General features: G+C 38.3%; 24 protein-coding genes. 20 read left to right on the forward strand and 4 right to left on the reverse strand.

All coding sequences use genetic code 11. The annotated features are described in order from the left end of the window. Positions 1–415: 415 nt before the first annotated feature. Positions 416–2,560 (forward strand): TonB-dependent receptor, encoded by a 2,145-nt coding sequence (locus IQ282_RS09915; protein ID WP_194851705.1) that lies wholly within the window; start codon positions 416–418, stop codon positions 2,558–2,560. 115 nt (positions 2,561–2,675) lie between these two features. Here the strand turns inward: IQ282_RS09915 and IQ282_RS09920 are convergent, their stop codons facing one another. The 3 genes from IQ282_RS09920 to IQ282_RS09930 form a co-directional block, all read right to left on the reverse strand. Further along, positions 2,676–3,182, reverse strand: coding sequence for a YlmC/YmxH family sporulation protein (locus IQ282_RS09920; RefSeq protein ID WP_194851706.1), 507 nt, complete (start codon positions 3,180–3,182; stop codon positions 2,676–2,678). Between the two features lie 12 nt (positions 3,183–3,194). After that, positions 3,195–3,815, reverse strand: coding sequence for a hypothetical protein (locus IQ282_RS09925; protein ID WP_194851707.1), 621 nt, complete (start codon positions 3,813–3,815; stop codon positions 3,195–3,197). A gap of 712 nt (positions 3,816–4,527) precedes the next feature. Further along, complete coding sequence (locus tag IQ282_RS09930; RefSeq protein WP_194851708.1) at positions 4,528–4,956, reverse strand: Rieske (2Fe-2S) protein; 429 nt, start codon at positions 4,954–4,956, stop codon at positions 4,528–4,530. 225 nt (positions 4,957–5,181) lie between these two features. Between IQ282_RS09930 and greA the strand changes: the two genes are divergently transcribed. From greA to tsaB, 19 genes are all read left to right on the forward strand, one after another. After that, positions 5,182–5,658 carry a transcription elongation factor GreA gene (greA, locus tag IQ282_RS09935; protein WP_194851709.1) on the forward strand — a complete coding sequence of 159 codons (477 nt, stop codon included), beginning with the start codon at positions 5,182–5,184 and terminating at the stop codon, positions 5,656–5,658. Between the two features lie 2 nt (positions 5,659–5,660). Further along, positions 5,661–6,062, forward strand: coding sequence for an HIT family protein (locus IQ282_RS09940; RefSeq protein WP_194851710.1), 402 nt, complete (start codon positions 5,661–5,663; stop codon positions 6,060–6,062). 1 nt (position 6,063) lies between these two features. Next, positions 6,064–6,579, forward strand: a complete 516-nt coding sequence (locus IQ282_RS09945) for an ankyrin repeat domain-containing protein (RefSeq protein ID WP_194851711.1) — start codon at positions 6,064–6,066, stop codon at positions 6,577–6,579. A gap of 96 nt (positions 6,580–6,675) precedes the next feature. Further along, positions 6,676–7,086 carry a BrxA/BrxB family bacilliredoxin gene (locus IQ282_RS09950; RefSeq protein ID WP_194851712.1) on the forward strand — a complete coding sequence of 137 codons (411 nt, stop codon included), beginning with the start codon at positions 6,676–6,678 and terminating at the stop codon, positions 7,084–7,086. 518 nt (positions 7,087–7,604) lie between these two features. Beyond that, the gene (cyoE, locus tag IQ282_RS09955) at positions 7,605–8,498 is read left to right on the forward strand and encodes a heme o synthase (protein WP_394355201.1); all 894 of its coding nucleotides are present in this window, start codon (positions 7,605–7,607) and stop codon (positions 8,496–8,498) included. Further along, complete coding sequence (locus IQ282_RS09960) at positions 8,498–9,088, forward strand: cytochrome c oxidase subunit 3 (protein ID WP_228547285.1); 591 nt, start codon at positions 8,498–8,500, stop codon at positions 9,086–9,088. The genes cyoE and IQ282_RS09960 overlap by 1 nt, the downstream gene beginning before the upstream one ends. Positions 9,089–9,124: 36 nt before the next feature. Next, complete coding sequence (locus tag IQ282_RS09965; RefSeq protein WP_194851713.1) at positions 9,125–10,123, forward strand: cytochrome c oxidase subunit 3; 999 nt, start codon at positions 9,125–9,127, stop codon at positions 10,121–10,123. A gap of 17 nt (positions 10,124–10,140) precedes the next feature. Then, on the forward strand, positions 10,141–10,542 hold the full coding sequence (locus IQ282_RS09970; protein WP_194851714.1) for a cytochrome C oxidase subunit IV family protein: 402 nt from the start codon (positions 10,141–10,143) through the stop codon (positions 10,540–10,542). A gap of 58 nt (positions 10,543–10,600) precedes the next feature. Continuing rightward, a complete protein-coding gene (locus IQ282_RS09975) occupies positions 10,601–11,299 on the forward strand; it encodes a membrane or secreted protein (RefSeq protein ID WP_194851715.1) in 699 nt (232 codons plus the stop codon). Continuing rightward, positions 11,292–11,993, forward strand: coding sequence for an SCO family protein (locus IQ282_RS09980; protein ID WP_194851716.1), 702 nt, complete (start codon positions 11,292–11,294; stop codon positions 11,991–11,993). Before IQ282_RS09975 ends, IQ282_RS09980 begins: the two co-directional genes overlap by 8 nt. A gap of 1 nt (position 11,994) precedes the next feature. Further along, positions 11,995–12,516: a DUF420 domain-containing protein gene (locus IQ282_RS09985; protein ID WP_194851717.1), complete on the forward strand. Its 522-nt coding sequence runs from the start codon at positions 11,995–11,997 to the stop codon at positions 12,514–12,516. Between the two features lie 6 nt (positions 12,517–12,522). Beyond that, a complete protein-coding gene (locus IQ282_RS09990) occupies positions 12,523–12,741 on the forward strand; it encodes a hypothetical protein (protein WP_194851718.1) in 219 nt (72 codons plus the stop codon). An 84-nt stretch (positions 12,742–12,825) separates the two neighbouring features. Continuing rightward, the gene (locus tag IQ282_RS09995) at positions 12,826–13,527 is read left to right on the forward strand and encodes an ABC transporter ATP-binding protein (protein ID WP_194851719.1); all 702 of its coding nucleotides are present in this window, start codon (positions 12,826–12,828) and stop codon (positions 13,525–13,527) included. Further along, positions 13,520–14,767, forward strand: a complete 1,248-nt coding sequence (locus IQ282_RS10000; RefSeq protein WP_194851720.1) for an ABC transporter permease — start codon at positions 13,520–13,522, stop codon at positions 14,765–14,767. Before IQ282_RS09995 ends, IQ282_RS10000 begins: the two co-directional genes overlap by 8 nt. Before the next feature lies 1 nt (position 14,768). Continuing rightward, on the forward strand, positions 14,769–16,028 hold the full coding sequence (locus IQ282_RS10005) for an ABC transporter permease (protein WP_194851721.1): 1,260 nt from the start codon (positions 14,769–14,771) through the stop codon (positions 16,026–16,028). A gap of 27 nt (positions 16,029–16,055) precedes the next feature. Continuing rightward, complete coding sequence (locus IQ282_RS10010; RefSeq protein WP_194851722.1) at positions 16,056–17,225, forward strand: efflux RND transporter periplasmic adaptor subunit; 1,170 nt, start codon at positions 16,056–16,058, stop codon at positions 17,223–17,225. A gap of 54 nt (positions 17,226–17,279) precedes the next feature. Further along, on the forward strand, positions 17,280–18,716 hold the full coding sequence (locus IQ282_RS10015) for a TolC family protein (protein ID WP_194851723.1): 1,437 nt from the start codon (positions 17,280–17,282) through the stop codon (positions 18,714–18,716). A 3-nt stretch (positions 18,717–18,719) separates the two neighbouring features. Continuing rightward, on the forward strand, positions 18,720–19,985 hold the full coding sequence (locus IQ282_RS10020; protein ID WP_194851724.1) for an efflux RND transporter periplasmic adaptor subunit: 1,266 nt from the start codon (positions 18,720–18,722) through the stop codon (positions 19,983–19,985). A gap of 9 nt (positions 19,986–19,994) precedes the next feature. Beyond that, positions 19,995–20,678 carry a tRNA (adenosine(37)-N6)-threonylcarbamoyltransferase complex dimerization subunit type 1 TsaB gene (gene tsaB / locus IQ282_RS10025; RefSeq protein ID WP_194851725.1) on the forward strand — a complete coding sequence of 228 codons (684 nt, stop codon included), beginning with the start codon at positions 19,995–19,997 and terminating at the stop codon, positions 20,676–20,678. Here the strand turns inward: tsaB and IQ282_RS10030 are convergent, their stop codons facing one another. Beyond that, positions 20,679–21,353, reverse strand: a complete 675-nt coding sequence (locus IQ282_RS10030; protein WP_194851726.1) for a hypothetical protein — start codon at positions 21,351–21,353, stop codon at positions 20,679–20,681. Positions 21,354–21,758: the final 405 nt, after the last annotated feature.

A 21,758-nucleotide genomic window follows, 5' to 3' on the forward strand; every position in this document is an offset into this window, starting at 1 on the left:
TTATTCTGATTTAGATTTTCTAAGGTAATAAGATTTTACCATAAATCAATTTGCTTTTATTAGAAGGGAGTTTATCATTGAGGATCTTACCGGTAAAAATATTCCCCAAAAGCATTTGTCTGATTGTCTCTTTATTTTTTATTTTGTTTCTACCTTTGAACCATCTCAAGGGGTGCTTTTAGAAATAAAGGCTGAGATTATACCCGAGGAACCTGGGCAGGTAATGCTGCCAAGGGATTTTGAAAACTAAGCGTTGATCGTTTGCAGTATATTGTCACACTGAGCCTGTAAAAGTGCTCGAGATAATTTCGTAAGCAGTTAATCTTCAGTCATCAAATAAAGAGAATCCTCTCAAACATTTTATTTTAACCAGACCGAATAAATGCCCCTTTTATTTGAACTTAATCAAGTTCACATGAAACATTTTTCAGTCGCTGTAATTGCCGTTGCGTTAACACTAACCAGCACGGTAACAGCACAAAACAAACAGCCGCAGGACACGACCAAAGCGGAAAAACTCAACGAGATCGTTCTTAAAGCCACCAGGGTTACTAAGGATAACCCGGTCACATTCTCAAACGTGACTAAGGAAGATCTTAAATCTAGAAACCTGGGTCAGGACCTTCCCATTTTACTAAGTTACTTGCCTAACGTAGTCACCACCAGCGACGCTGGTGCGGGAATAGGCTATACGGGAATACGGGTGCGAGGCAGCGATGCCACTAGGGTTAATGTGACACTCAATGGGGTTCCTTATAATGACTCAGAATCACAAGGAACATTCTGGGTAAACCTTCCAGATTTTGCTAGCAGTGTAGAGAGCTTGCAATTGCAACGTGGTGTAGGTACAAGTACAAACGGTAGCGGCGCATTCGGTGCGAGTTTGAATATCAAAACCACAGACTACAGTGAAGAGGCTCAGGTTGCTGTTTCAAACTCCATAGGATCCTTCAATTCTAGAAAACATAGTATTCAGTTCACTACCGGACTCCTCGATGATCGTTGGGAATTTAATGGACGTGCGTCACAAGTTTATAGTGATGGGTTTATCGATCGCGCTGATAGCAACCTGAAATCCTACTATATTTCTGGAGCTTATGTGGGTGATAAAACGCTTATAAAAGCGACTATTTTTGGTGGTCAGGAACGCACCTATCAAGCCTATTATGGAGTTGATCTAGAAACATTAAAAACGAATCGTACGGCAAATTTCGCTGGGTTTTATATTGATGCCGCCGGCAACGAGAAATTTTATAATGATCAAGTAGATAACTACAATCAAGATCATTATCAGCTTTTATTAAGTCATAGGTTTAATAATAACTGGAGCGCCAGTGCCACCGTTCATTATACAAAGGGAAGAGGATATTTCCAGGAACTTCAAGACGACGCCCGACTGACAAGATACAACTTGCCCACTTTTACAAATAACGGACAACTTGTGGAACGCAGTGATCTGGAAACCAGACGCTGGTTAGACAATGAATTCTATGGGATTGTCTCAAATTTAAATTACAAAAACAGCGTTGTGGATGCCAGTTTTGGACTTGCTGCTAACCAGTATGATGGCCTTCACTATGGAGAAGTTTTAGCCGGTGAATTTATCCAGCTGCCAGAACGATCTTTCCGGTATTATAGTAATGTTTCTGATAAGCAGGAATATAACGCTTTCGCGAAAGCGAACTTTACAATTACAGAGAAACTATCCCTTTTTGCAGACTTACAAATGAGATTGATAAGCTATGAAACTCTAGGTCCAGATTCTAAAATAGCCAATTTTGTAACTGACGAGGATTATGCGTTTTTTAATCCTAAAGCGGGAGCGGTTTATAATGTCAACGCCAGTAATAGAATTTATGCTAGTATCGCAAGAGCGCAACGCGAGCCCAGCCGTTCTGATTTTAAGGACGGCACGCCAGAACCGGAAGATTTACTAGATTACGAACTGGGTTATCGCATTTCAAAACCAGATTTCAATATCAATATCAACGGGTATTTTATGGACTATAAAAACCAGCTGGTGCTCACGGGAGCGATTGATGATAATGGTACGCCATTGCGAACTAACTCTGGGGATAGTTACCGGCTAGGTCTGGAAATAGATGCCCAGTTCAGGGTTACGGACAAGATATTCCTACAACCTAATTTTGCCGTGTCGCGCAATCAGAATCAGGATTTTATCAACGATGAAAACGGAACCCCTACCAACATAGGCGACACAGAAATTGCCTATTCACCATCCATAGTGGCAGGAAATGCACTGACTTATAAGTTTAATGAAGGTTTTGAGGTCTCCTTACTTTCTAAGTATGTGGGTTCACAGCAACTGGATAATACAGAAAATGCTATTTCACAATTAGAAGGCTATTTTGTGAGCGATTTCAATGCGCAATACATTTGGACGCCTAAAAATTTAGTAAAAGAAGTGGCGTTTAGTGTTTTGGTAAACAATATTCTTGATGAAGAATATTCCTCGAACGGTTACGCATTTCCAGGATCTGTTTTTGTGTTTCCGCAGGCTCGGATTAATTTTTTGACTGGAGTTACCGTTACTTTTTAGAAAGTAGTTAGGGCTTAATATCTAGAAAATTTGATATAATTTATTTGAAACCAAAAAATAATGGACAAAAATAAACCCGAAAATTAATTTTCGGGTTTATAATTTAATGTATCGACTATCTCTTGAATTCCTGTCTGTCATAAAAGGCTTCATCTTCTGGGTAGACGATTACTTCTTCCGGACGTGTGTAAGTATCTAGGATAATGGTCTCATATTCTCTGCGAATCGGCGTACCCTTTTTCATCCTTTTGGTACGTGCAAAAGTGTCGTGATTGATCTTGTTTGTAGAAACAATCTCGTTATCTAAATTCAGGTCTGCCATTCCTATGGGGATGATGACGTGGTTTTCACCATCTTCATTGATAAAATCGTGAACTCCATCCTTAGCCTTAGCATTGTAAGGTTTATAGCCGGCCTCGATAATTGATTTGTCCATCTCAACATCAAGGTAAACGACGCGTTCTGTATTCTTGTTTACTAGAAGGTTTGCTACCTTACCTATAACTCTATTGTCAGTGTCTTTCACATCCCAGCCACGTACGTCCTTATCGTCATTTGCCACTTTATAGTCGCTCAGTTCTTCAAGGTAGTATAGACTTTTATCTTTTTTATCTGTGCTCATTTGTTTGGTTTTTTAGTTCATTTTGTTCAACAAGTCCTCAGCAGCCTGATAGAAGCCATTGACAGTACCTTTTTGTTTCAATGTGCGCTTTTCTTTCTCAATATTAGCTACATCTTTTTCCACTTGAGCTAGCTCATCGGAAAGATTTGGATACTTATCTGTTTGAATTGTTTCCAGCGCTCGTGTGATTGATTCACCCGCTTCTTTAATTAGATCAGCGTGGTTCAGTTCATAGGGCTGTTTGGTAATTGCATCTGCATTTTTTCTTACTTGATCCAGATCTGCAGAAACATCTACATTGAGTACATCTGCCTTAGCTTCTACGGCGCTTGCAAGTAGGGCAAGTGCAGTATGACTGTATTCGTGATCAATCCCCATTTCTCCTGTAGTTCCTATAAAATTTGAATATTTAGTTAGGGCGGCATCATAAGAAGCCATTGCATCTGTATTCATGTCTCCATTATCGACATCCATTGCATCATCTTCCATCACCTGTTCTGTAGTAATGTCATCGTCAGTTGCATCATCATCGTTGTTTAAAAAAACAAAGTAGAGGATAATTGCCAGAACTATAGCCGCAAGGAGTATCCACGGCCAGATAGGCTTCTTTTTTTCAATTTTAATTTCTGCCATAATGATCTTTATTTAAGTTGATTTGGGAATCAAGGTAGGTTGTTTTAGAATAGATTCAATTTATAACATTGTTGTAAACCTCTAATTGTCAAATAAAAACGTAGGAAAATAAAGGTAACGGCATATTTGTTTTGGTTGTAAGTAGAGCTGTTTTCTTTACAGATACTCATCAGAAGAAGGAACTTATTTTTCAATGAAGGTCTCGGAAAATGGGGGGGTGTTTTTATCCTTAATAGGTATCAAATATTTTTTGAGTGCCGTTAATATTTTTTTGAATATAACCGATAGTAAAATCTTAACTTTTCAAGTATGGAGTTAAGCTACGAGTAAAGGTTCTGTGTTGGACACCTTAGGATTCTGTAAAATATATTGAATACTTTGGGTAAAATTAATTACCCACAGAAGAGTGTGCTGAAATAATCGCAATTAGGGAGAATACTATCGGAGTATTACTGCTGAAAAAAACATCAAAAAAAGTGGGTAAGATATGCGGGAAGCCGTAGGAATTAAAATTTTGATAATTTTATTGAACTACTTGTATTGCACTTTGTTTTCTAAGATTAGGAAATGACTCAAATACAGGGTTTTTGAAATACCACAATTGAAATTCAATATACTTAAAGGAACCTAATGGCTTGATACCTTTTAAATCCCATGATCAAAGGATAGAATAGATGCTTTGTGTTTTCTCAAAATGAGATTCCTTCCATTATCAATTAGTTACAACAATCATATTGCCACTGCGGTTAACACGATAGCGTTTCATAGAATATTGACTATTTCCAGTGCTGGGCTGTCCAGAGAAAATGTCGTAAGAATTGTTGTCGTCTGGACAGGGACAAGTGGCCGTAACGCCATTCACCGTCATTGCAGAGCAGGAATTAGGCGCATGGTTAGGGTCGCTTAATTCAAAGGCACTATATTGACCATTGCCAAAATTATAAATGACAAAGCCGCGAATTCCCTGATTGCGGACAACAACACTGTTACCTGCAAAGTTGAGGCTGGAATATTGTGGAAGATCTGTATTCAAAGTTATTTGAAAGGAAAGGTCGATCAGGAATGGGTTTCTGCCCAGACCCTCATCTTTTTCACAGGAAAAAAGTAAGGCAATGGCGAGAATGAATAATAGCTTTTTCATGAACGTTTTCTAAGGTGCTAAAATATAACGATCCTATTGGGATTTCGTATATTTGCAGTATAAATCCCGCAGCAATGAAGGGATTTTATGTTTTGTAGCTATCCATAATAAAAAGTGGGAGCGGGAACAAGTGCGTTTTGTAATCAAATTTTAAAGCAGAATTTAAAGTGCCGTTCGCTTTCGCGGAAGCGTAACAACCCAACTATCATTTAATTAAGGTGTGTCATGAGTAAAATATCATACTATACGGAGGAAGGTCTCAAGAAATTGAAGGACGAATTAAAACAATTAAAGGATGTAGATCGTCCCGCAGCATCACAGGCGATAGGAGAAGCACGCGATAAGGGTGACTTGAGTGAAAATGCAGAATATGATGCCGCCAAAGAAGCCCAGGGAATGCTGGAAATGCGTATTTCAAAACTGGACGCTGTTGTTTCTAACGCTAGAATAATTGATGAAAATACTTTAGATTTGTCTAAAGCTTTGATCCATAGCACTGTGAAGATCAAAAACCATAACAATAATATGGTTATGAATTACAAGCTGGTTGCTCAAAGTGAATCAGATCTTTCAAAGGGCTACATAAGTATAGAATCCCCAATAGGTCAGGGTTTACTAGGTAAGGAAGTGGGTGATGTGGCAGAGGTTACTGTACCAGTGGGAACTATCAAATTAGAGATTTTAGAAATATTCAGAGATTAGAGATGAGCTTATTCACTAAAATAATTTCAGGAGAAATTCCATCATATAAAGTTGCAGAGACAAAAGATTTCTTTGCTTTTTTAGATATCAACCCTAATGCGCCAGGACATACTTTGTGCATTCCTAAACAAGAAGTGAACAAGCTGTTTGATCTGGATGAGAAATCTTATGCAGGGCTGATGCAATTTTCTCGTCAAGTGGCGTTGTGTTTACGAGAAGAAGTTTCTTGCAAGCGTATAGGATTATCAGTTATAGGACTAGAAGTGCCGCATGTGCATGTTCATTTGATCCCGTTGCGAGATATGGAAGACATGAGATTTAGTAATAAAGTGACTCTTGATAAAGACGAGATGCAAGACATTGCAGATCGAGTACATAAACAATTTAATAACAGGTATAATTAAAATGGCAACACCTAAACAACCATTGGTCCCCTTCGATGCGTTGAGACGTTTACGCAGTCTAGTAGATCGCGAGGCGAACGATGAATTACAACAATTACTAGACGACCACGGTGTCGATGCAAAGGATTCTGATGGAAGGACAGCATTGATACACGCTTCCTTTTTTGGTAAAGATGAGCTGCTCGCAGATTTGATCAAGCGTGGCGCAAATACAAATCATCAAGATAAGATAGGTTATAGCGCATTGCATCACTGCAGTCTAGAAATGAGAGTAGCCTGTGCACAGATCTTGCTGAACAATCACGCAGATCCTAACTTGCTGGATGAGCATGAGAATGGTCCATTATGGGTAGCACTCATGAATTCTAAAGGAAATTTCAAACTCGTGCGATTGCTAATGGAACACGGCGCAGACCCAGAGATTGAGAATCTTTATGAACGCACCGCAGAAGATCTTTCAGAAACTCTTTACAAAAAAGAGTTGGATGAATTGCTTGAAGAAGACGAGGAAGAATAACGAGATCAGTTTGTTAAAACTATCGATAGGAACAAATGATGGTATATGGAGGTGATAAACAAATTACACCCATTACCTTTGTAAAAATTTAAAACTATGTACCCAGCAGAAATGGTTCAACCCATGCGTGACGATTTAGGAACCGCAGGTTTTGAACAACTATATACAGAAGACGCCGTAAAAAATGCATTAAGCAAGGAAGGAACAACACTTGTTGTTGTAAATTCAGTTTGTGGTTGTGCGGCGGCAAATGCACGTCCAGGAGCAAAAATGTCCCTAACAAATGACAAGAAACCAGATCATTTAGTGACTGTGTTTGCAGGTGTTGATCGCGATGCGGTAAATGCGGCAAGACAGGCAATGGTTCCTTTTCCTCCTAGTTCTCCAAGTATGGCATTGTTCAAAAACGGTGAACTCGTTCACATGTTAGAGCGTCACCACATTGAAGGACGCCCTGCAGAGATGATCGCAGAAAATTTAAAAGAAGCGTATAACGAGAATTGCTAGAAAGCAATTGCGTTAATTTATTAAGAAGCATTCAGGAAACTGGATGCTTTTTTTATTAGATGAGAAAGCGTTGATTACTTTCTCGAAGAATAGTCGCTATCAAGTTTATTATGGTCCTATATAAACGTTATACGTACTCGCTATCTTTTTTTTCTCATTGCATTCCCGAGATATCTATATGAAGGGTTCGTAAACTTTACAGAGTCTTCTTTCATCGTTTTGATGAATTAATTTCAAGATGGTACATGAATACCGAATCAGCCTATGAATGCAAGTAATTTAGAGTTGGCAAGAGGGTTTTTCTTCTTGAAATTGAGCATCACCAAATAGAATTAATGAGCGATTGTCCTATGTAGAAAGCGTATTTCTAGTTATGTTTTAAATAAGCGATTGATTCAAGTAATATTTTGATTTTACTGAAGTGCAATCACTTTTATGAGTATTACTTGAAAGGAGTGCTTTTGCTTTGCTACAAAGCTGTTGTGGGGTATCTTTGCAAACCCTTAAAAACGATCCTTTTGAGTGACGCTCAAGCTATAGAAAAAACACCTGGAATGCTGGCAAATTATGTGGAGATCACAAAGCCACGTCTATCGATTGTGGTTGTTTTTTCATCCATTGCTGGTTACTTTTTAGGAGCGGAAACCTACGATTGGTTTACGGTGCTTCTTCTTTGTGTTGGCGGCTATTTTCTGGTAGGTTCCTCTAACGTTTTCAATCAAATAATTGAACGTGATCGTGATGCGCTTATGAAACGTACGATGAACCGTGCGATTCCTATGGGTCGTATTGCTGTTAATTATGCGTGGATCTATGGATTTGCCATGGCTTTGACCGGTGTCTATTTGTTGTATCTAATCAATATTCCCACGGCGCTTTTTGGAGCTCTTAGTATCGTATTATACGCGGCGGTTTATACGCCGTTAAAGACCAAAACGCCATTGTGCGTGTTTGTGGGAGCTTTTCCCGGTGCTATTCCTTATATGTTAGGCTGGGTTGCTGCGAGCGGTAGTTTTGGGATTGAGCCGGGAACATTATTTATGTTACAGTTCTTTTGGCAATTTCCTCACTTTTGGGCGATAGGATGGATGCTGGAAAGCGACTACAAAGCAGGTGGTTTTAAAATGTTGCCTACGGGATCTGCAGATCGTGGAACGGCAATTCAAATTGTTCTTTACACGATATGGACGATTGCGATCTCGCTGATTCCTGCATTTGGGGTTACGGGTTCTTTATACATGACTTTATGGAGTGCCGCGCTAGTATTATTACTGGGCCTTTGGTTCCTTTACTATTCCGTTAAATTATTTAGGGAAAGAACTAATGCGGTCGCGAGAAAGCTCATGCTGGTAAGTGTGAGCTATATAACCTTGATACAGATCATCTACGTAGTAGATAAATTTTTAAGATAATGACAGACATGACTGAATTACCGATCCCTGAAAAGATTGCGAAAGCTAAAAAACAGATGATGTGGTTTGCGATCGCGAGTCTTGTAATGATGTTTGCGGGATTAACAAGTGCTTATGTAGTAAGTAGTAGTAGAAGAGACTGGGTAGATATAGAGTTGCCTTCAGAGTTTTTCTATAGTACAGGTGTCATCCTATTAAGCAGTTTAACGTTGTGGATGGCAAAAAACCTCATAAAAAAAGGTGATAAAAAAGCTGCAATGATTTTTACCGTGGTAACTTTTGTTCTCGGGACTACATTTGTTGTTATGCAATTTATGGGTTTTGATAGCATCATAAACATGGGCTATCGATTTACAGGTGCGGCGAGTAATGTTAACGCTTCATTTATCTATGTAATTGTGGCTGCGCACCTTGCACACATTGTTGCTGGGCTAATTGCACTCTTAGTTATGACGATACAAACTTTAAGAGGTAAGTATTCTAAAGAAAATCTACTAGGTTTTGAACTAGGATCTATATTCTGGCACTTTGTGGATGTGCTTTGGATTTATTTACTATTGTTTTTAGTTTTTGCCAAAGATATTTTTTAGCCTATTTTTGCCACTTATTACAACTAATATCAAGTTATGGAGACGACAGTAGCTGCTACTGGTACAGAAGGCCAAATGTGGGGTGGTGGTAAAAGCCCACTCGGTGCAAGTTACGGGAAATTGATGATGTGGTTTTTCATCCTTTCTGATGCACTAACATTTACTGGTTTTCTAGCTGCCTATGGTTTTTCTAGATTTAAATTCATTGAGGAATGGCCTCTTGCTGATGAGGTGTTTAATCACTTCCCATTCATGCACGGTGTTGATGCTCCCATGTTCTATGTGGCGTTAATGACTTTTGTCTTGATAGGTTCTTCAGTAACCATGGTTCTCGCCGTGGATGCTGGACATCATATGAATAGAAAAAAAGTTTCTTTCTATCTTTTATTAACCATTATAGGAGGTTTAATCTTTGTAGGATCTCAGGCCTGGGAGTGGAAAAACTTTATCGCTGGAGAGTATGGTGCCGTTCAAACGACAGGAGGAAATATTCTTCAATTTGTTGATACAAATGGAGATCGTGTAGCATTAGAGGAATTTGTGAATGTAGGTCCTAGGGATGTGCAGGCATACGGCGATAATCAAGGAATATGGTACGAGTCCTCAGGCGACTTAGGAACTACCTATACCATAGAAGAAGTGCGCGCAGGTTTTGCAACTCGTCCAGATTTATTAATTCGCACACAACATCTTATTGTTAATGAGGAAACTGGTGCGTCTGAAAAAACGATTCTTTCTAGAGAAGAGTCTGCTTTCAAATTAGAAAATCAAGCAGTTAAGGTTGTTGAAGGAGCTAACTTGACAGAAAATGAATATGGAGTTCCTTTATTTGCTGACTTCTTTTTCTTCATTACAGGTTTCCACGGATTCCACGTATTTTCTGGTATCATCTTTAACTTAATAGTGTTTTTCAACGTATTGCTGGGAACCTATGAAAGACGAGGCAGTTATGAAATGGTAGAAAAGGTCGGGTTGTACTGGCACTTTGTAGACCTCGTTTGGGTATTTGTATTTACTTTCTTTTACCTCGTATAATTATTTAAGACATTAAAATGGCAGATCACGCACAGGCAGAACATAAAGAACACAATCTTGCGATTTTCAGAGGCAGATTGAAGTTCAAAAATAACGTACAGAAGATTTGGGGAGTTTTAATATTTCTTTCATTAGTGACTTGTGTTGAGGTCGCTCTAGGATATATTAAACCTGATTTTTTGAACGGTCACTTCTTGGCTTTAAAGTATTTAAACTGGATCTTTATTATCCTTACACTCGTTAAGGCTTATTACATTACATGGGACTTTATGCACATGAGAGATGAAGTAAGCGGCTTGCGCAGAGCCGTAGTGTGGACAGCAGTTTTCTTAATCATTTATCTGATCGCACTTCTTTTAGTAGAGGGAGACTATATTTATGAGATTTACAAAAACGCCGCTGTAAGTTCTGACTTTTAAAGGACACTAATTATAAACATATTAAGGACGGTTATGCCGTCCTTTTTTATACCATATCATGTCAAAAGCTAAGGAAACATACGAGATAAAAAAGGTAAATCCGATTGCGAAATACTTGGTTTTAGTAGTTCTCTTTGCTTTGCCATTAGTTGCTTACCTCTTCTTTCTTCAGGGAAAACATCATTTTGATACACTGCCTGTTATGCGGGAGCAGATAGGAACCTTAGATGGATTTGTGGCTTTAGACGGCTCTTCCGTGCAGCTTAAAGATAGTGTTAGTGTTATAACTTTCTTAGGCAACCAGCCTTATTCCCGACTGGGTTACGTTTCAAACATCAATGAAAAGATCTATAAGGAGTTCCATGAATTTGAGACCTTCCAAATGATCAGTATTATCCCCAAATCTGGGGTTAAGGATATTTCTGAAATCTTGTTTCAGATGCAGGAAACCACAGATATTGAAGACTGGCATTTCATAACAGCCAGCGATGAAGAAATTAATAGTTTTTTCCAGTCACTTAACTCCGGCTTGCCTATAAATGCAGATCTCTCATCAGATTATGCCTTTATAACAGATAAAAATAAAGCGTTGCGTGGTAGACCAGAAGATGATGAAGATGTGGCGGTTTATGGTTATGACACAAGCTCCATAGCTACATTACAAAAAAAGATGATTGATGACATGCGAGTACTTCTTGCAGAATATCGATTTGCTTTCAAAAAAAACCGGGACGAACAAATTAAAAACGATGAGTAAAAAAAGCGACACGCCGTATTACATAGGACTTGGTATCATCATTTTGTTATTCGGTTACTTTGCCGTGACTAATGTAATTAGCTATGTGCAGAATGATGCTGTAGTTGATAGCAATCGCAGTGACGATCGCGCTCCAGTGGCTGATAAGTTTTTAAAGAAGTTTAATAAAGTACCTGATTTTCAATTTGTAAACCAAAATGGAGATACTATTACAAACACAGACTTGCTAGGTAAAGTATATATAGTGGATTTCTTCTTTACCACTTGCCCTACTATTTGCACTCCTATGAGCCGCAACCTTGATAAGGTTACAGAAAGCCTCTCTAAATATGATGATTACGTATCTGTTTCAATTAGTATTGATCCAGATAATGATACACCAGCTGTACTAAAAGATTATGCGGCTAAATTTGATAAGCCGGCCAGCGATTGGCAATTTCTTACCGGCAATAAAGTAGATACTTATAAACTTGCTCTTGAAGGTTTCAAATCCTATGTAGGAGAGAGTGATAATCCGGCAGTGCGATTTGAGCATAGCGGTAATTTTGCATTAATTGATAGGGAAGGGTATATACGTTCTCGTAAAGATGCTTATGGTAACTGGATTTTATTTTATGCCGGTATCGATGAAAATGGTTTTCCAGCTATGTTGAAGGAAATCACAGAAGATGCTGAAACCCTATTGAACAAATAAAATGTTAGAAAAAAGAGGTCCAGCCATCATTATTGCTATTTCTATCATTGTCCCATTAGTTGTGGTGTTTTTAATGCTGATGCCAGAGCGCTACAATTTCCTGGGAGTAGAGTCCGGATTATTTCCTTTGTTCCATGCCATATTGAACGGCAGCACAGCTCTTTTATTAATCACCGGTTTTTCTTTAATTAAATCTGGAAACCGCAATGCTCATCGAGCGGTCATGACTACAGCGTTTGTATTGAGCGCTATTTTTTTGGTAAGCTATGTGATATCAAAGATCAGCAATGAACCTATTTCTTATCCGGCAGATGCGCCCTTGCGATGGTTGTATTTATTCATTTTAATTACACACATCATATTGTCAGGAATTATTTTGCCACTTGTTTTATATACTATGTATTTCGCATGGAACAAGAGGTTTGACCGCCATAAAAAAATTGCTCGCTGGACATTCCCTATTTGGTTATACGTAGCATTTACTGGGGTTGCGGTGTATGTTTTCATGTATCCTTACTACTAATATCTTATGAAAAAAGGATTAATTTTTATTGTATTTGTGTTGTTTTCCGCTTTCGCGAAAGCGCAATGCGCCATGTGTCGAGCCGTCATTGAGAGTGGTGGAAGTACTGCCGAAGCTGAAGGTTTAAACAGCGGAATCACCTACTTAATGATATTTCCATACCTACTGGTAGGAGGTATTATTTATATGATCTACCGAGGTACTCAAAAGAAGAGTTCGAATTAACTCTTTATTAACAAAGGAAATGTAACTATTCTCTTTTTTTAAGGTCTAGTCAGCAGGCTTTTAAATGCTTAGAATATTTTGCAAATGATTGAAATTAAAGATCTTCACAAATCCTATAAAACAGGAAACAATTCTCTTCACGTTTTAAAGGGAATCAACTTTAATGTGAAAGAAGGAGAACTGGTTTCTATTATGGGATCTTCTGGTTCTGGAAAATCTACATTGCTCAATATCCTAGGGATGCTAGACGAGGCAGATGAAGGTAGTTACACGCTGGATGGAACTCCCATAAAAAACTTAAATGAAAAGATTGCGGCGCAATACCGCAATAAATTTCTAGGTTTCATTTTCCAATCCTTTAACCTGATCAATTATAAAAATGCCATGGATAACGTGGCGTTGCCTCTATATTATCAAAAACTTCCAAGAAAAGAGCGAGAAGAACGTGCCATGCATTATCTAGAAAAGGTAGGTCTTGCCGACTGGGCAGAGCATTTACCCAACCAGCTTTCTGGTGGACAAAAACAGCGGGTAGCCATAGCTAGAGCACTTGCCAGCGACCCGAAGGTACTTCTTGCAGATGAGCCTACAGGAGCATTAGATACTAAAACCTCTTATGAGGTTATGGACTTGATCCAAGGAATTAATGACGAAGGAAGAACAATTCTAGTCGTAACTCACGAGCCTGATATCGCTCAAATGACCAAGCGTATTGTAAATCTTAAAGACGGTCGAATTATTGACGATACTCTAGTTAATCAGGTAAAAGCGCTCAGTAATGTTTAACGTTGAGAGTTGGCAGGAGATTTTTGAAACTATGCGTAAGAACAAGCTGCGCACGTTCTTGACTGCTTTTTCTGTATTCTTAGGGATTTTCATCCTAGTAATTCTTATGGGTTTTTCTAACGGTATTGAAAATGGCGTTAGTTCACAATTTGAAAGTGATGCAACAAACAAAATCTCCATTCGTACTGGAATTACTACTAAAGGTTATCAAGGATTAAATCCTGGTCGCAGACTACAATTGCGCAATGGTGATTATGATAACCTCAATCAAAAATTTGAGGAGAACATAGAATATAAAACGGCTACTTATTCTACATGGGGAGGTCAGGTGAATTATAAAACGCAACAAGGAAGTTACCGCATAGAAGGTGCAAACGCAGACCAGCAATTTATCGAGAACCAAAGCATGGTTTCTGGTAGGTTTTTAAATCAGGCAGATTTACTTCAAAAGAATAAAGTTGCCATTATTGGACAGCAAATGAAAATGGATTTGTTCAAGGATGAGGATCCTATCGGTAAGATGATCATGCTTAATAATAACGTCAATTTTCAGGTGGTAGGTGTCTATACAGATCCCGGTGGGAGCCGTGAAGAAAGCAGATTGTTTATTCCATTGACGACTGCGCAACAAGTTTTTAACGCAGGACAGGATATTCGTAGTATTTCCTATACGGTAAAAATGAGTGAAGATTTTGATGAGGCTGTTGCTACCAGTACTGCTATGTCAGAAGCGATCAATCAAGATCTGCGCAATAGATTTACCGTCGCTCCAGATGACAGATCGGCTGTGAATGTAGATAACACCCTAGAAGAAGCAAAGAAGATCTATGGTTTGATTGACACTATACGTTACGTATTTTGGTTCATAGGTATCGGTACCATCATTGCTGGAATAGTAGGAGTAAGCAACATTATGTTGATTATTGTTAAGGAGAGAACTAAGGAAATAGGGATTCGTAAAGCGTTGGGAGCTCTACCTTCCCAGATTACGGGAATGATTCTTCAAGAGGCTATTTTTATTACAGCAATTTCTGGACTGATAGGACTGCTAGCTGGTGTTTTTGTGCTGGAGGCCTTGAGTCCATTAGTGGAGACTGATTTTTTGAGATATCCTAAAGCAGATCTTGCAACCTCTTTAACAACATTACTTATTCTGATAGTTGCAGGTGCATTTGCTGGGTTTATTCCCGCAAGGCGTGCCGCACACATAAAACCAATTGAAGCTTTAAGAGACGAATAATATGTTTAGTAAGGACAGATGGAATGAAATATTAGAAGCGCTGAATGCTAACCGATTCAGAACGTTTTTGACGGCTTTTGGTGTTTTTTGGGGGATTTTCATTTTGGTTTTACTGCTGGCATTAACTAATGGATTGCGTGCAGGAGTGAGTAAAGATTTTGGAGACTTTGCAACCAACTCCATGTTTTTATGGTCACAATCTACTTCAATTGCTTATAAAGGATTTGCTAAAGGGAGACGTTTTGATTTAAAGATTACAGACGTTGAGGCATTGAAGAGAAAGTTTCCAGATTTGAAGTACGTTTCTCCTCGTTCTCGTTTAGGTGGTTATCGAGGTGGTAATAATGTTACAAGAAACGAAAGAACCGGTGCCTTTCAGGTCAATGGAGATTATCCTGAGTTTATCAACCAGCAGCCCATGGATATTTTAGAAGGTCGTTTTCTAAGCTATTCAGATATTGATAACGATTTGAAAACTGCCGTTATAGGCGTTGATGTTGTAAAAACCCTTTATGACGTTGTAGAAGAACCTATAGGATCATACATCACTATTAATGGTGTCAATTTTAAAGTCGTAGGTGTTTTTCAGAACCCAAATAGCTCTGGCGATAGTGAGGAAGAAGCTAATACGATCTACATCCCATTCACAACATTTTCAAAAGCATTCAATCAGGGAGACAGTATAGGGTATATGGCCATAACAGCAAATGATGATGTCAGTATAACAGAACTTAAACCCCAGATATTAGGCTTATTAAAAGAATTGAGATCTGTGCATCCTAATGATGAGCGAGCCCTGGGAAACCGAGATATTGCAGAACAATTTGCAAAAATTACCGGTCTTTTTGACATCATGGCATTTGTAGGATATTTTGTGGGAGGATTGATCTTGCTTTCGGGCGGTATAGGAATTAGCAATATCATGCTTATTGTTGTAAAAGAAAGAACTAACGAGATAGGGGTACGACGTGCCCTAGGTGCAACCCCATGGGACATTAAAGCACAAATCTTACAAGAAAGTATTGTATTGACCTTACTGGCAGGGCTTGCGGGAATCGCGTTTTCTGCAGGAATGATTTATGTAATGAATGTAATACTGGAATCCATTGGGCCCGTATCAAATTTTGCAAATCCCACTGTAGATATTAAGGTAGTAATCATCGCGCTGCTGGTACTGATTGTTGCTGGATTGTTAGCTGGATTTATTCCCGCTTCCAGAGCCACCACCATGAAACCGGTTGACGCATTGCGAACAGAGTAAAAAAAACGAATTAAAGAACTATAGAAAATGAAAAGAAGAGGCACTATCATCTTGCTTGCAGTAATTGTGATCCTTTCCGTCGCGGGAATCTGGTACATCGTGGTAAAGGATTTAGAAGATCCAGAAACCTATGCTACTGAGATGGCTGAAATGCAGACTATCGTTAAAGAAACGGTGGCTACTGGAAGCATCGTTCCTAAGGAAGAAGTGAATATCAAGCCTAACATATCTGGAGTTATAGAGAAGATTCATGTTCAGGCTGGTGATTATGTGGAAGCTGGAGATCTGATTGCAGACATTAAAGTAGTGCCTAATGTTAGTTCATTGACCAGTGCTAAAAATAGCATCGCTTCGCAGCAAACTGCCGTCCAGACAGCAAAGCTTGCTCTGGATAATCAAACAGGAATTTACAATAGACAGAAAGAACTTTTTGATAAAGGCGTTATTGCAGCAAACGATTTTGACCTAGCTCAAAATAACTATAACAACGCTCAACAACGCTACCGTCAGGAAAAGGTTTCTTTAAGTGGAGCCAGTCAAAACTATGATATTATACGTACTGGAACTACCGCAGGCCTGGGCCAGTATGCAAACACAAGCGTTCGCGCTACAGTTGCTGGAATGATTCTAGATGTTCCCGTAAAGGAAGGTAATCAGGTTATTGAATCAAATAACTTTAACGAGGGAACTTCAATAGTGCTGCTTGCTGATGTCAATAAAATGATTTTTGAAGGGAAAGTTGATGAGAGTGAGGTTGGTAAGATAAAAGAAGGTCTACCCTTAGAGATTACCGTAGGTGCTTACGATAATAAAAAATTCAATGCAATTCTAGATTATATAGCGCCTAAAGGTGTTGCAGAAAATGGAGCTATTCAGTTTGAGATTAAGGGAACACTTGCTGTAACAGATAATAATTCATTTGTACGCGCTGGACTTAGTGCAAATGCAAGTATCATTCTTGATAAAGCGACAGATGTACTTGCCATTAAAGAAGCGTTAGTACAATACGATAAAGACACAAAAAAACCATTTGTAGAAGTTGAAACGGGTGATCAAGAATTCCAGCGACGGGATGTAGAGCTGGGTTTAAGTAACGGGATTTTTGTAGAGATTAAGAAGGGAGTCTCCAAAACAGACAAAATCAAGGTTTGGAATGCTCTTAAAGCGCCTATCGTTGCTGGAAATTACGGAGGTTAGAAAAAAAACTGTAACAATTCGTTCAACACATCTACCTATAGACATTATCACGATATGAAGAATTTAATTACATGCATTGCGGTTCTAGGATGTTTCGCTTTCGCGAAAGCGCAAACACAAAGAGTATGGACACTACAAGAGTGTATTCAATACGCAATTGAAAATAACATCAGCATCAAACAAGCAGACTTGAACATCGAGACTGTTAAAATTGATAAACGAGGCGCCATAGGAAATTTTCTTCCGACGTTGAATGGATCTGTAAATAACTCATGGAATACCGGTCTTACACAAAATATTACTACCGGTGTTTTACAGACGCAAGTGACTAGGAACTCTAGTTACAACGTGACGGCGGGAGTGACGTTATTTGATGGACTCGCTAACTTGTACCGTTTGCAGCGTGCTAAAATGAATATTCTAGCAAGCCAATACGATGCAGAGCAACTGGAAGATAACATCCTTTTAAATGTATCAAACTCTTATTTGAACGTACTTTTTAATAAGGAAAATTTAAAACAATTAGAGATTCAGCATCAAATTTCTACGGAGCAAATTGAACGTACGGAGCAATTAGTGGAGGCAGGAAGTTTACCGCGCGGAGATTTACTTGAAATCCAAGCTACTTTTGCCGATGAGGAGCAAAGAATTATTGCTGCTAAAAACTCGATTCTTATTTCACGCATCACCTTAGCTCAAATTTTGAACCTAAAAGAATATGAAAACTTTGATGTAGTTGATCCAGATCTAACGGATCCTAATGGATTTATTATTGATGAGGGAGTGAATGCGATTTATCAAGCGGCACAAGAAGAAAGATACGAAGTCAAAATTGCTGAGCAGAATACCGCCATTGCAGAAAAGGATTTGAAGATAGCTAGAGCAGCGATCCTTCCTACTCTAGATGCATTTTTGAATTATAATACAAGAGAATCAGATCAGGGAAGAACCTCTTCTTTTTTAGACCCAGATCAACCTACCAGACAGATAGGTGTTGTGGAGGGTTCAGGAGAATCAGTCGTTGCTCCTAATTTTACTGGAAGCATCGGTAGTCCGCGACCATTTTTTGAGCAGTTGTACCGTAATGATGGTATCTCTTATGGACTACAATTGCGTGTGCCCATTTTCAACGGTTTTAACGTTAGTAATAATATTGCTAAGAGTAAAATTAATGTTGAAAATAGCAGATTGCTGGAGAGTCAAGCAAAGCTAGATTTAGAACGCAATATCTATCAAGCCTATAATGATGCTGTAGGAGCAAAGGCTACATTTGAGAGCTCTTCCAAGGCGCTGGAAGCCCGTCAACAAGCTTTTGAATATGCACAAGCACGATATGACGTGGGATTGCTTAATGCTTTTGATTTTAATCAAGCGCAGGCACAGCTAACAAACGCTCAAAGTACGATGTTAAGAAATAAGTACGATTATATTTTCAAAATCAAAGTGTTGGAATTGTTTAAGGGTGCCCAGCCTAATGAACTCAAATTATAGATTATGAACAGAAAATTACTGATAGCTCTTATCGTTATAGGAGTACTGATAGCCGGATATGTGATTTTAAATATTGCTGGTGTTTTCGGTTCTGGAGATGATGGTGTTGTCGTTGAAACCATGCAAGTTGAAAAAATTGATGTTACAGAAACTGTTTCTGCGACTGGTAAAATTAAACCAGAAATAGAGGTTAGTATTTCTCCGGAGGTTCCAGGAGAAATAATTAAGCTGGATATTAAGGAAGGTGATCCCGTTGAAAAGGGAGATCTATTAGTAATGATAAATCCTGATTTACTAGAATCTAGTGTGAGCAGAACTCAGGCGGGATTGTCAAATTCTCGCTCAAATTATGCGCAATCCCAAGCAACTCTAGCGGAAGCAAAAGCTAACTATGATAGAAGCTCTAAACTATTTAAACAAGGGGTTATTTCACAGTCAGATTTTGATACTGCTACAGCTAATTATGACCGCGCTAAAGCATCAGAGCGTTCCGCCTACTTTGGGGTTCGTAGTGCTGCTGCAAGTGTGAATGAAGCTACAGATAATTTGGGACGTACAAGTATTTTTGCCCCTATGACGGGTACTGTTTCGCTCCTCGCCGTAGAATTAGGAGAGCGAGTAGTTGGAACTCAGCAAATGGCAGGAACAGAGCTATTGAGAGTAGCAGATCTTTCTTCCATGGAAGTAGAGGTAGATGTTAATGAGAATGACATTGTTAAGATCAATGTAGGTGACAAAGCTATCGTTGAAGTAGATGCTTATTTGAAAAAAGAATTTGAAGGCCAGGTAACCGAAATCGCAAATACAGCAACAGGAACACTAACGGCAGATCAAGTAACCAACTTCAAAGTAAAAATCAGAATTCTTCCAGAGTCTTACAAAGATTTAACAGAAGGAAAACCCAATAACTACAGTCCTTTTAAGCCAGGAATGACAGCGACAGTTGATATCATTACTAAACAAAGTAAAGGAGCTATCGCAGTGCCTATTAGCGCCATAGTTGTCAAAAACGACACCACTAGTTCTACAACTAAAAAAACCAGCTCTCCAACTGCAGAGAAGTTTGAGTGTGTTTTTGTTGAAAAAAATGGTAAAGCTAAATTGAAAGTAGTAAAAACTGGAATTCAAGATGATAAGAACATTGTCATTACTTCAGGATTAGAGCCAGGTGAAATGGTCATCACTGGTCCTTACAGAACAGTTACGGATGTTTTAAAATCAGGAAAAGCCGTGAACTCCAAAAAAGTGAAAGTAGAGACAGAGGAATAATCCAATTATATGGGCTACATTCTTTGCATTGAAACCACCTCGACAAATTGCTCTGTGGCTTTAGCCTCTGAAAAAGGGGGCTATAGTAATTCAATTGGCATCCAACACTGTCAGGATATCTTGGAAGATATGAATGACTCTTATAGTCATGGTGAATTACTCCATATTTATATTCAGATGCTCTTGGAACGCAATAACTTTACTACTGCTGACTTAGATGCAATTGCTATTAGTAAAGGGCCTGGTTCTTATACAGGATTGCGCATAGGTGTAGCGAGTGCAAAAGGGCTTTGCTATGCACTGGAAATTCCGCTCATTTCTATTGATACCCTTCAATCATTATCCTTGCAAGCGTCACAAGAAGGTATTGTAATCCCAATGGTTGATGCCAGAAGAATGGAAGTTTACAGTGCTGTGTATAGAAAGGGTGAAGAAATTGAAAGTGTAAAGGCTATAGTGCTTAACGCGAACTCCATGCAAGAATATCTCGATGATGGTAATTCAATTATCATAGGTAGTGGAGCAGCAAAATTTCAAGGTTTGCTTAAAGATCAAAACAACACTTATATTAATACACTTTCCAGTGCGCTTACCATGTGTGATCTAGCAATGGAAGCCTATAAAAAAAGCGATATTGTAGAGGATATCGCTTATTATGAACCTTTCTACTTGAAAGAGTTTAAGGCTGGTTAATCATTTAATGCTGCTGTAATACTTTAGCAATTTAGCGAGACCCATTCCATCTTCATCAAAATTAAGGTCATTTTCTTTAATAAACTTTTTTAATTCATTTTTATTAGAATTGTCTAGATTTTTAGTCACCTTATTTTTATTATTTTCCACTTCAATGGCTTTTCCATCTTCCACATAATAGAATTTGGCTTTTGTTGAAATCTTAGGATCTCGGCCTGAATAATAACTATTAACGTCTTGTTTGTCAGGTTTATAAATACTCTTCATGTGCTTTTTTATGAGAAAATCAGAGTCGGTAAATATATTTAAAACCTCAAAAATGCCATTAATCTTATTTGAAAAGTCAAAATATTGAAACCTACTACCATTAAATTCATAAGCCATTGATAAATCATTAGGCATGGCCTCTAGCTCCACACCATCACTGGTGGAACTAAACTCAATTTGATCATTGAGCACATTGTAACGCATATAATAATTTGCAAAAGGATCACCATTGCGATATACAATCCCGTAGGTCAGTGTATCATTAAGATATGGATTGCCTTCTAATTTATCTCCACTCTTTAAATTGACATAATAGCCACCTACATCAGGGAGTTTTTCACCACCATCTTCTTGGGCAAAACTAAATTGAACAATTAAAAGTAGTACGGCAAGAAGTAATTTCTTCATGACTTTTTTGGTTAAGATATTTTTTGCGCTAAAATTCTAATGGTGTTGAAAATTGATTTTAGCATTCACAGAATGCCTGATAATGTTTTCATTAATTTTAGAATGTTTCGTAAACCGACTTGATGTATTTCCAAATATTAGAATAAACTGCTAGGTCAATTTTGGAGATATTTGCCAAGTCCTTTTAGACATTCCAAAAAAACAAAATCATTCTTAAAGTTACAAAATAATTATCCATCTATAATATGGTTTAAATTATTCTGGTAGGGTGGTTCCCCTCTATTATGGAATTAAAGCAAGGTTATAGGTTTGCCTACAGACTTAAACAACTTTTGCTGGTAAGAAAAAATTCTGATTCTCCAACTAAAATTGCGTTTCGCAAGCAAATAAGAATTTTTTACAAAT

The organism is Nonlabens antarcticus, assembly GCF_015356755.1.
Taxonomy (GTDB): domain Bacteria; phylum Bacteroidota; class Bacteroidia; order Flavobacteriales; family Flavobacteriaceae; genus Nonlabens; species Nonlabens antarcticus.

What these genes read in the sequence shown, in the direction of transcription:
- IQ282_RS09975 (WP_194851715.1), top strand. Translation starts at nt 10,601, where the DNA reads ATGTCAAAAGCTAAGGAAACATACGAGATAAAAAAGGTAAATCCGATT.
- IQ282_RS09990 (WP_194851718.1), top strand. Translation starts at nt 12,523, where the DNA reads ATGAAAAAAGGATTAATTTTTATTGTATTTGTGTTGTTTTCCGCTTTC.
- IQ282_RS09930 (WP_194851708.1), bottom strand. Translation starts at nt 4,956, where the DNA reads ATGAAAAAGCTATTATTCATTCTCGCCATTGCCTTACTTTTTTCCTGT.
- IQ282_RS10015 (WP_194851723.1), top strand. Translation starts at nt 17,280, where the DNA reads ATGAAGAATTTAATTACATGCATTGCGGTTCTAGGATGTTTCGCTTTC.
- tsaB (WP_194851725.1), top strand. Translation starts at nt 19,995, where the DNA reads ATGGGCTACATTCTTTGCATTGAAACCACCTCGACAAATTGCTCTGTG.
- greA (WP_194851709.1), top strand. Translation starts at nt 5,182, where the DNA reads ATGAGTAAAATATCATACTATACGGAGGAAGGTCTCAAGAAATTGAAG.
- IQ282_RS09995 (WP_194851719.1), top strand. Translation starts at nt 12,826, where the DNA reads ATGATTGAAATTAAAGATCTTCACAAATCCTATAAAACAGGAAACAAT.
- IQ282_RS09940 (WP_194851710.1), top strand. Translation starts at nt 5,661, where the DNA reads ATGAGCTTATTCACTAAAATAATTTCAGGAGAAATTCCATCATATAAA.
- IQ282_RS10000 (WP_194851720.1), top strand. Translation starts at nt 13,520, where the DNA reads ATGTTTAACGTTGAGAGTTGGCAGGAGATTTTTGAAACTATGCGTAAG.
- IQ282_RS10030 (WP_194851726.1), bottom strand. Translation starts at nt 21,353, where the DNA reads ATGAAGAAATTACTTCTTGCCGTACTACTTTTAATTGTTCAATTTAGT.
- IQ282_RS09970 (WP_194851714.1), top strand. Translation starts at nt 10,141, where the DNA reads ATGGCAGATCACGCACAGGCAGAACATAAAGAACACAATCTTGCGATT.
- IQ282_RS09950 (WP_194851712.1), top strand. Translation starts at nt 6,676, where the DNA reads ATGTACCCAGCAGAAATGGTTCAACCCATGCGTGACGATTTAGGAACC.
- IQ282_RS10005 (WP_194851721.1), top strand. Translation starts at nt 14,769, where the DNA reads ATGTTTAGTAAGGACAGATGGAATGAAATATTAGAAGCGCTGAATGCT.
- IQ282_RS09925 (WP_194851707.1), bottom strand. Translation starts at nt 3,815, where the DNA reads ATGGCAGAAATTAAAATTGAAAAAAAGAAGCCTATCTGGCCGTGGATA.
- IQ282_RS10020 (WP_194851724.1), top strand. Translation starts at nt 18,720, where the DNA reads ATGAACAGAAAATTACTGATAGCTCTTATCGTTATAGGAGTACTGATA.
- IQ282_RS09960 (WP_228547285.1), top strand. Translation starts at nt 8,498, where the DNA reads ATGACAGACATGACTGAATTACCGATCCCTGAAAAGATTGCGAAAGCT.
- IQ282_RS09915 (WP_194851705.1), top strand. Translation starts at nt 416, where the DNA reads ATGAAACATTTTTCAGTCGCTGTAATTGCCGTTGCGTTAACACTAACC.
- IQ282_RS10010 (WP_194851722.1), top strand. Translation starts at nt 16,056, where the DNA reads ATGAAAAGAAGAGGCACTATCATCTTGCTTGCAGTAATTGTGATCCTT.
- IQ282_RS09945 (WP_194851711.1), top strand. Translation starts at nt 6,064, where the DNA reads ATGGCAACACCTAAACAACCATTGGTCCCCTTCGATGCGTTGAGACGT.
- IQ282_RS09980 (WP_194851716.1), top strand. Translation starts at nt 11,292, where the DNA reads ATGAGTAAAAAAAGCGACACGCCGTATTACATAGGACTTGGTATCATC.
- IQ282_RS09985 (WP_194851717.1), top strand. Translation starts at nt 11,995, where the DNA reads ATGTTAGAAAAAAGAGGTCCAGCCATCATTATTGCTATTTCTATCATT.
- IQ282_RS09965 (WP_194851713.1), top strand. Translation starts at nt 9,125, where the DNA reads ATGGAGACGACAGTAGCTGCTACTGGTACAGAAGGCCAAATGTGGGGT.
- IQ282_RS09920 (WP_194851706.1), bottom strand. Translation starts at nt 3,182, where the DNA reads ATGAGCACAGATAAAAAAGATAAAAGTCTATACTACCTTGAAGAACTG.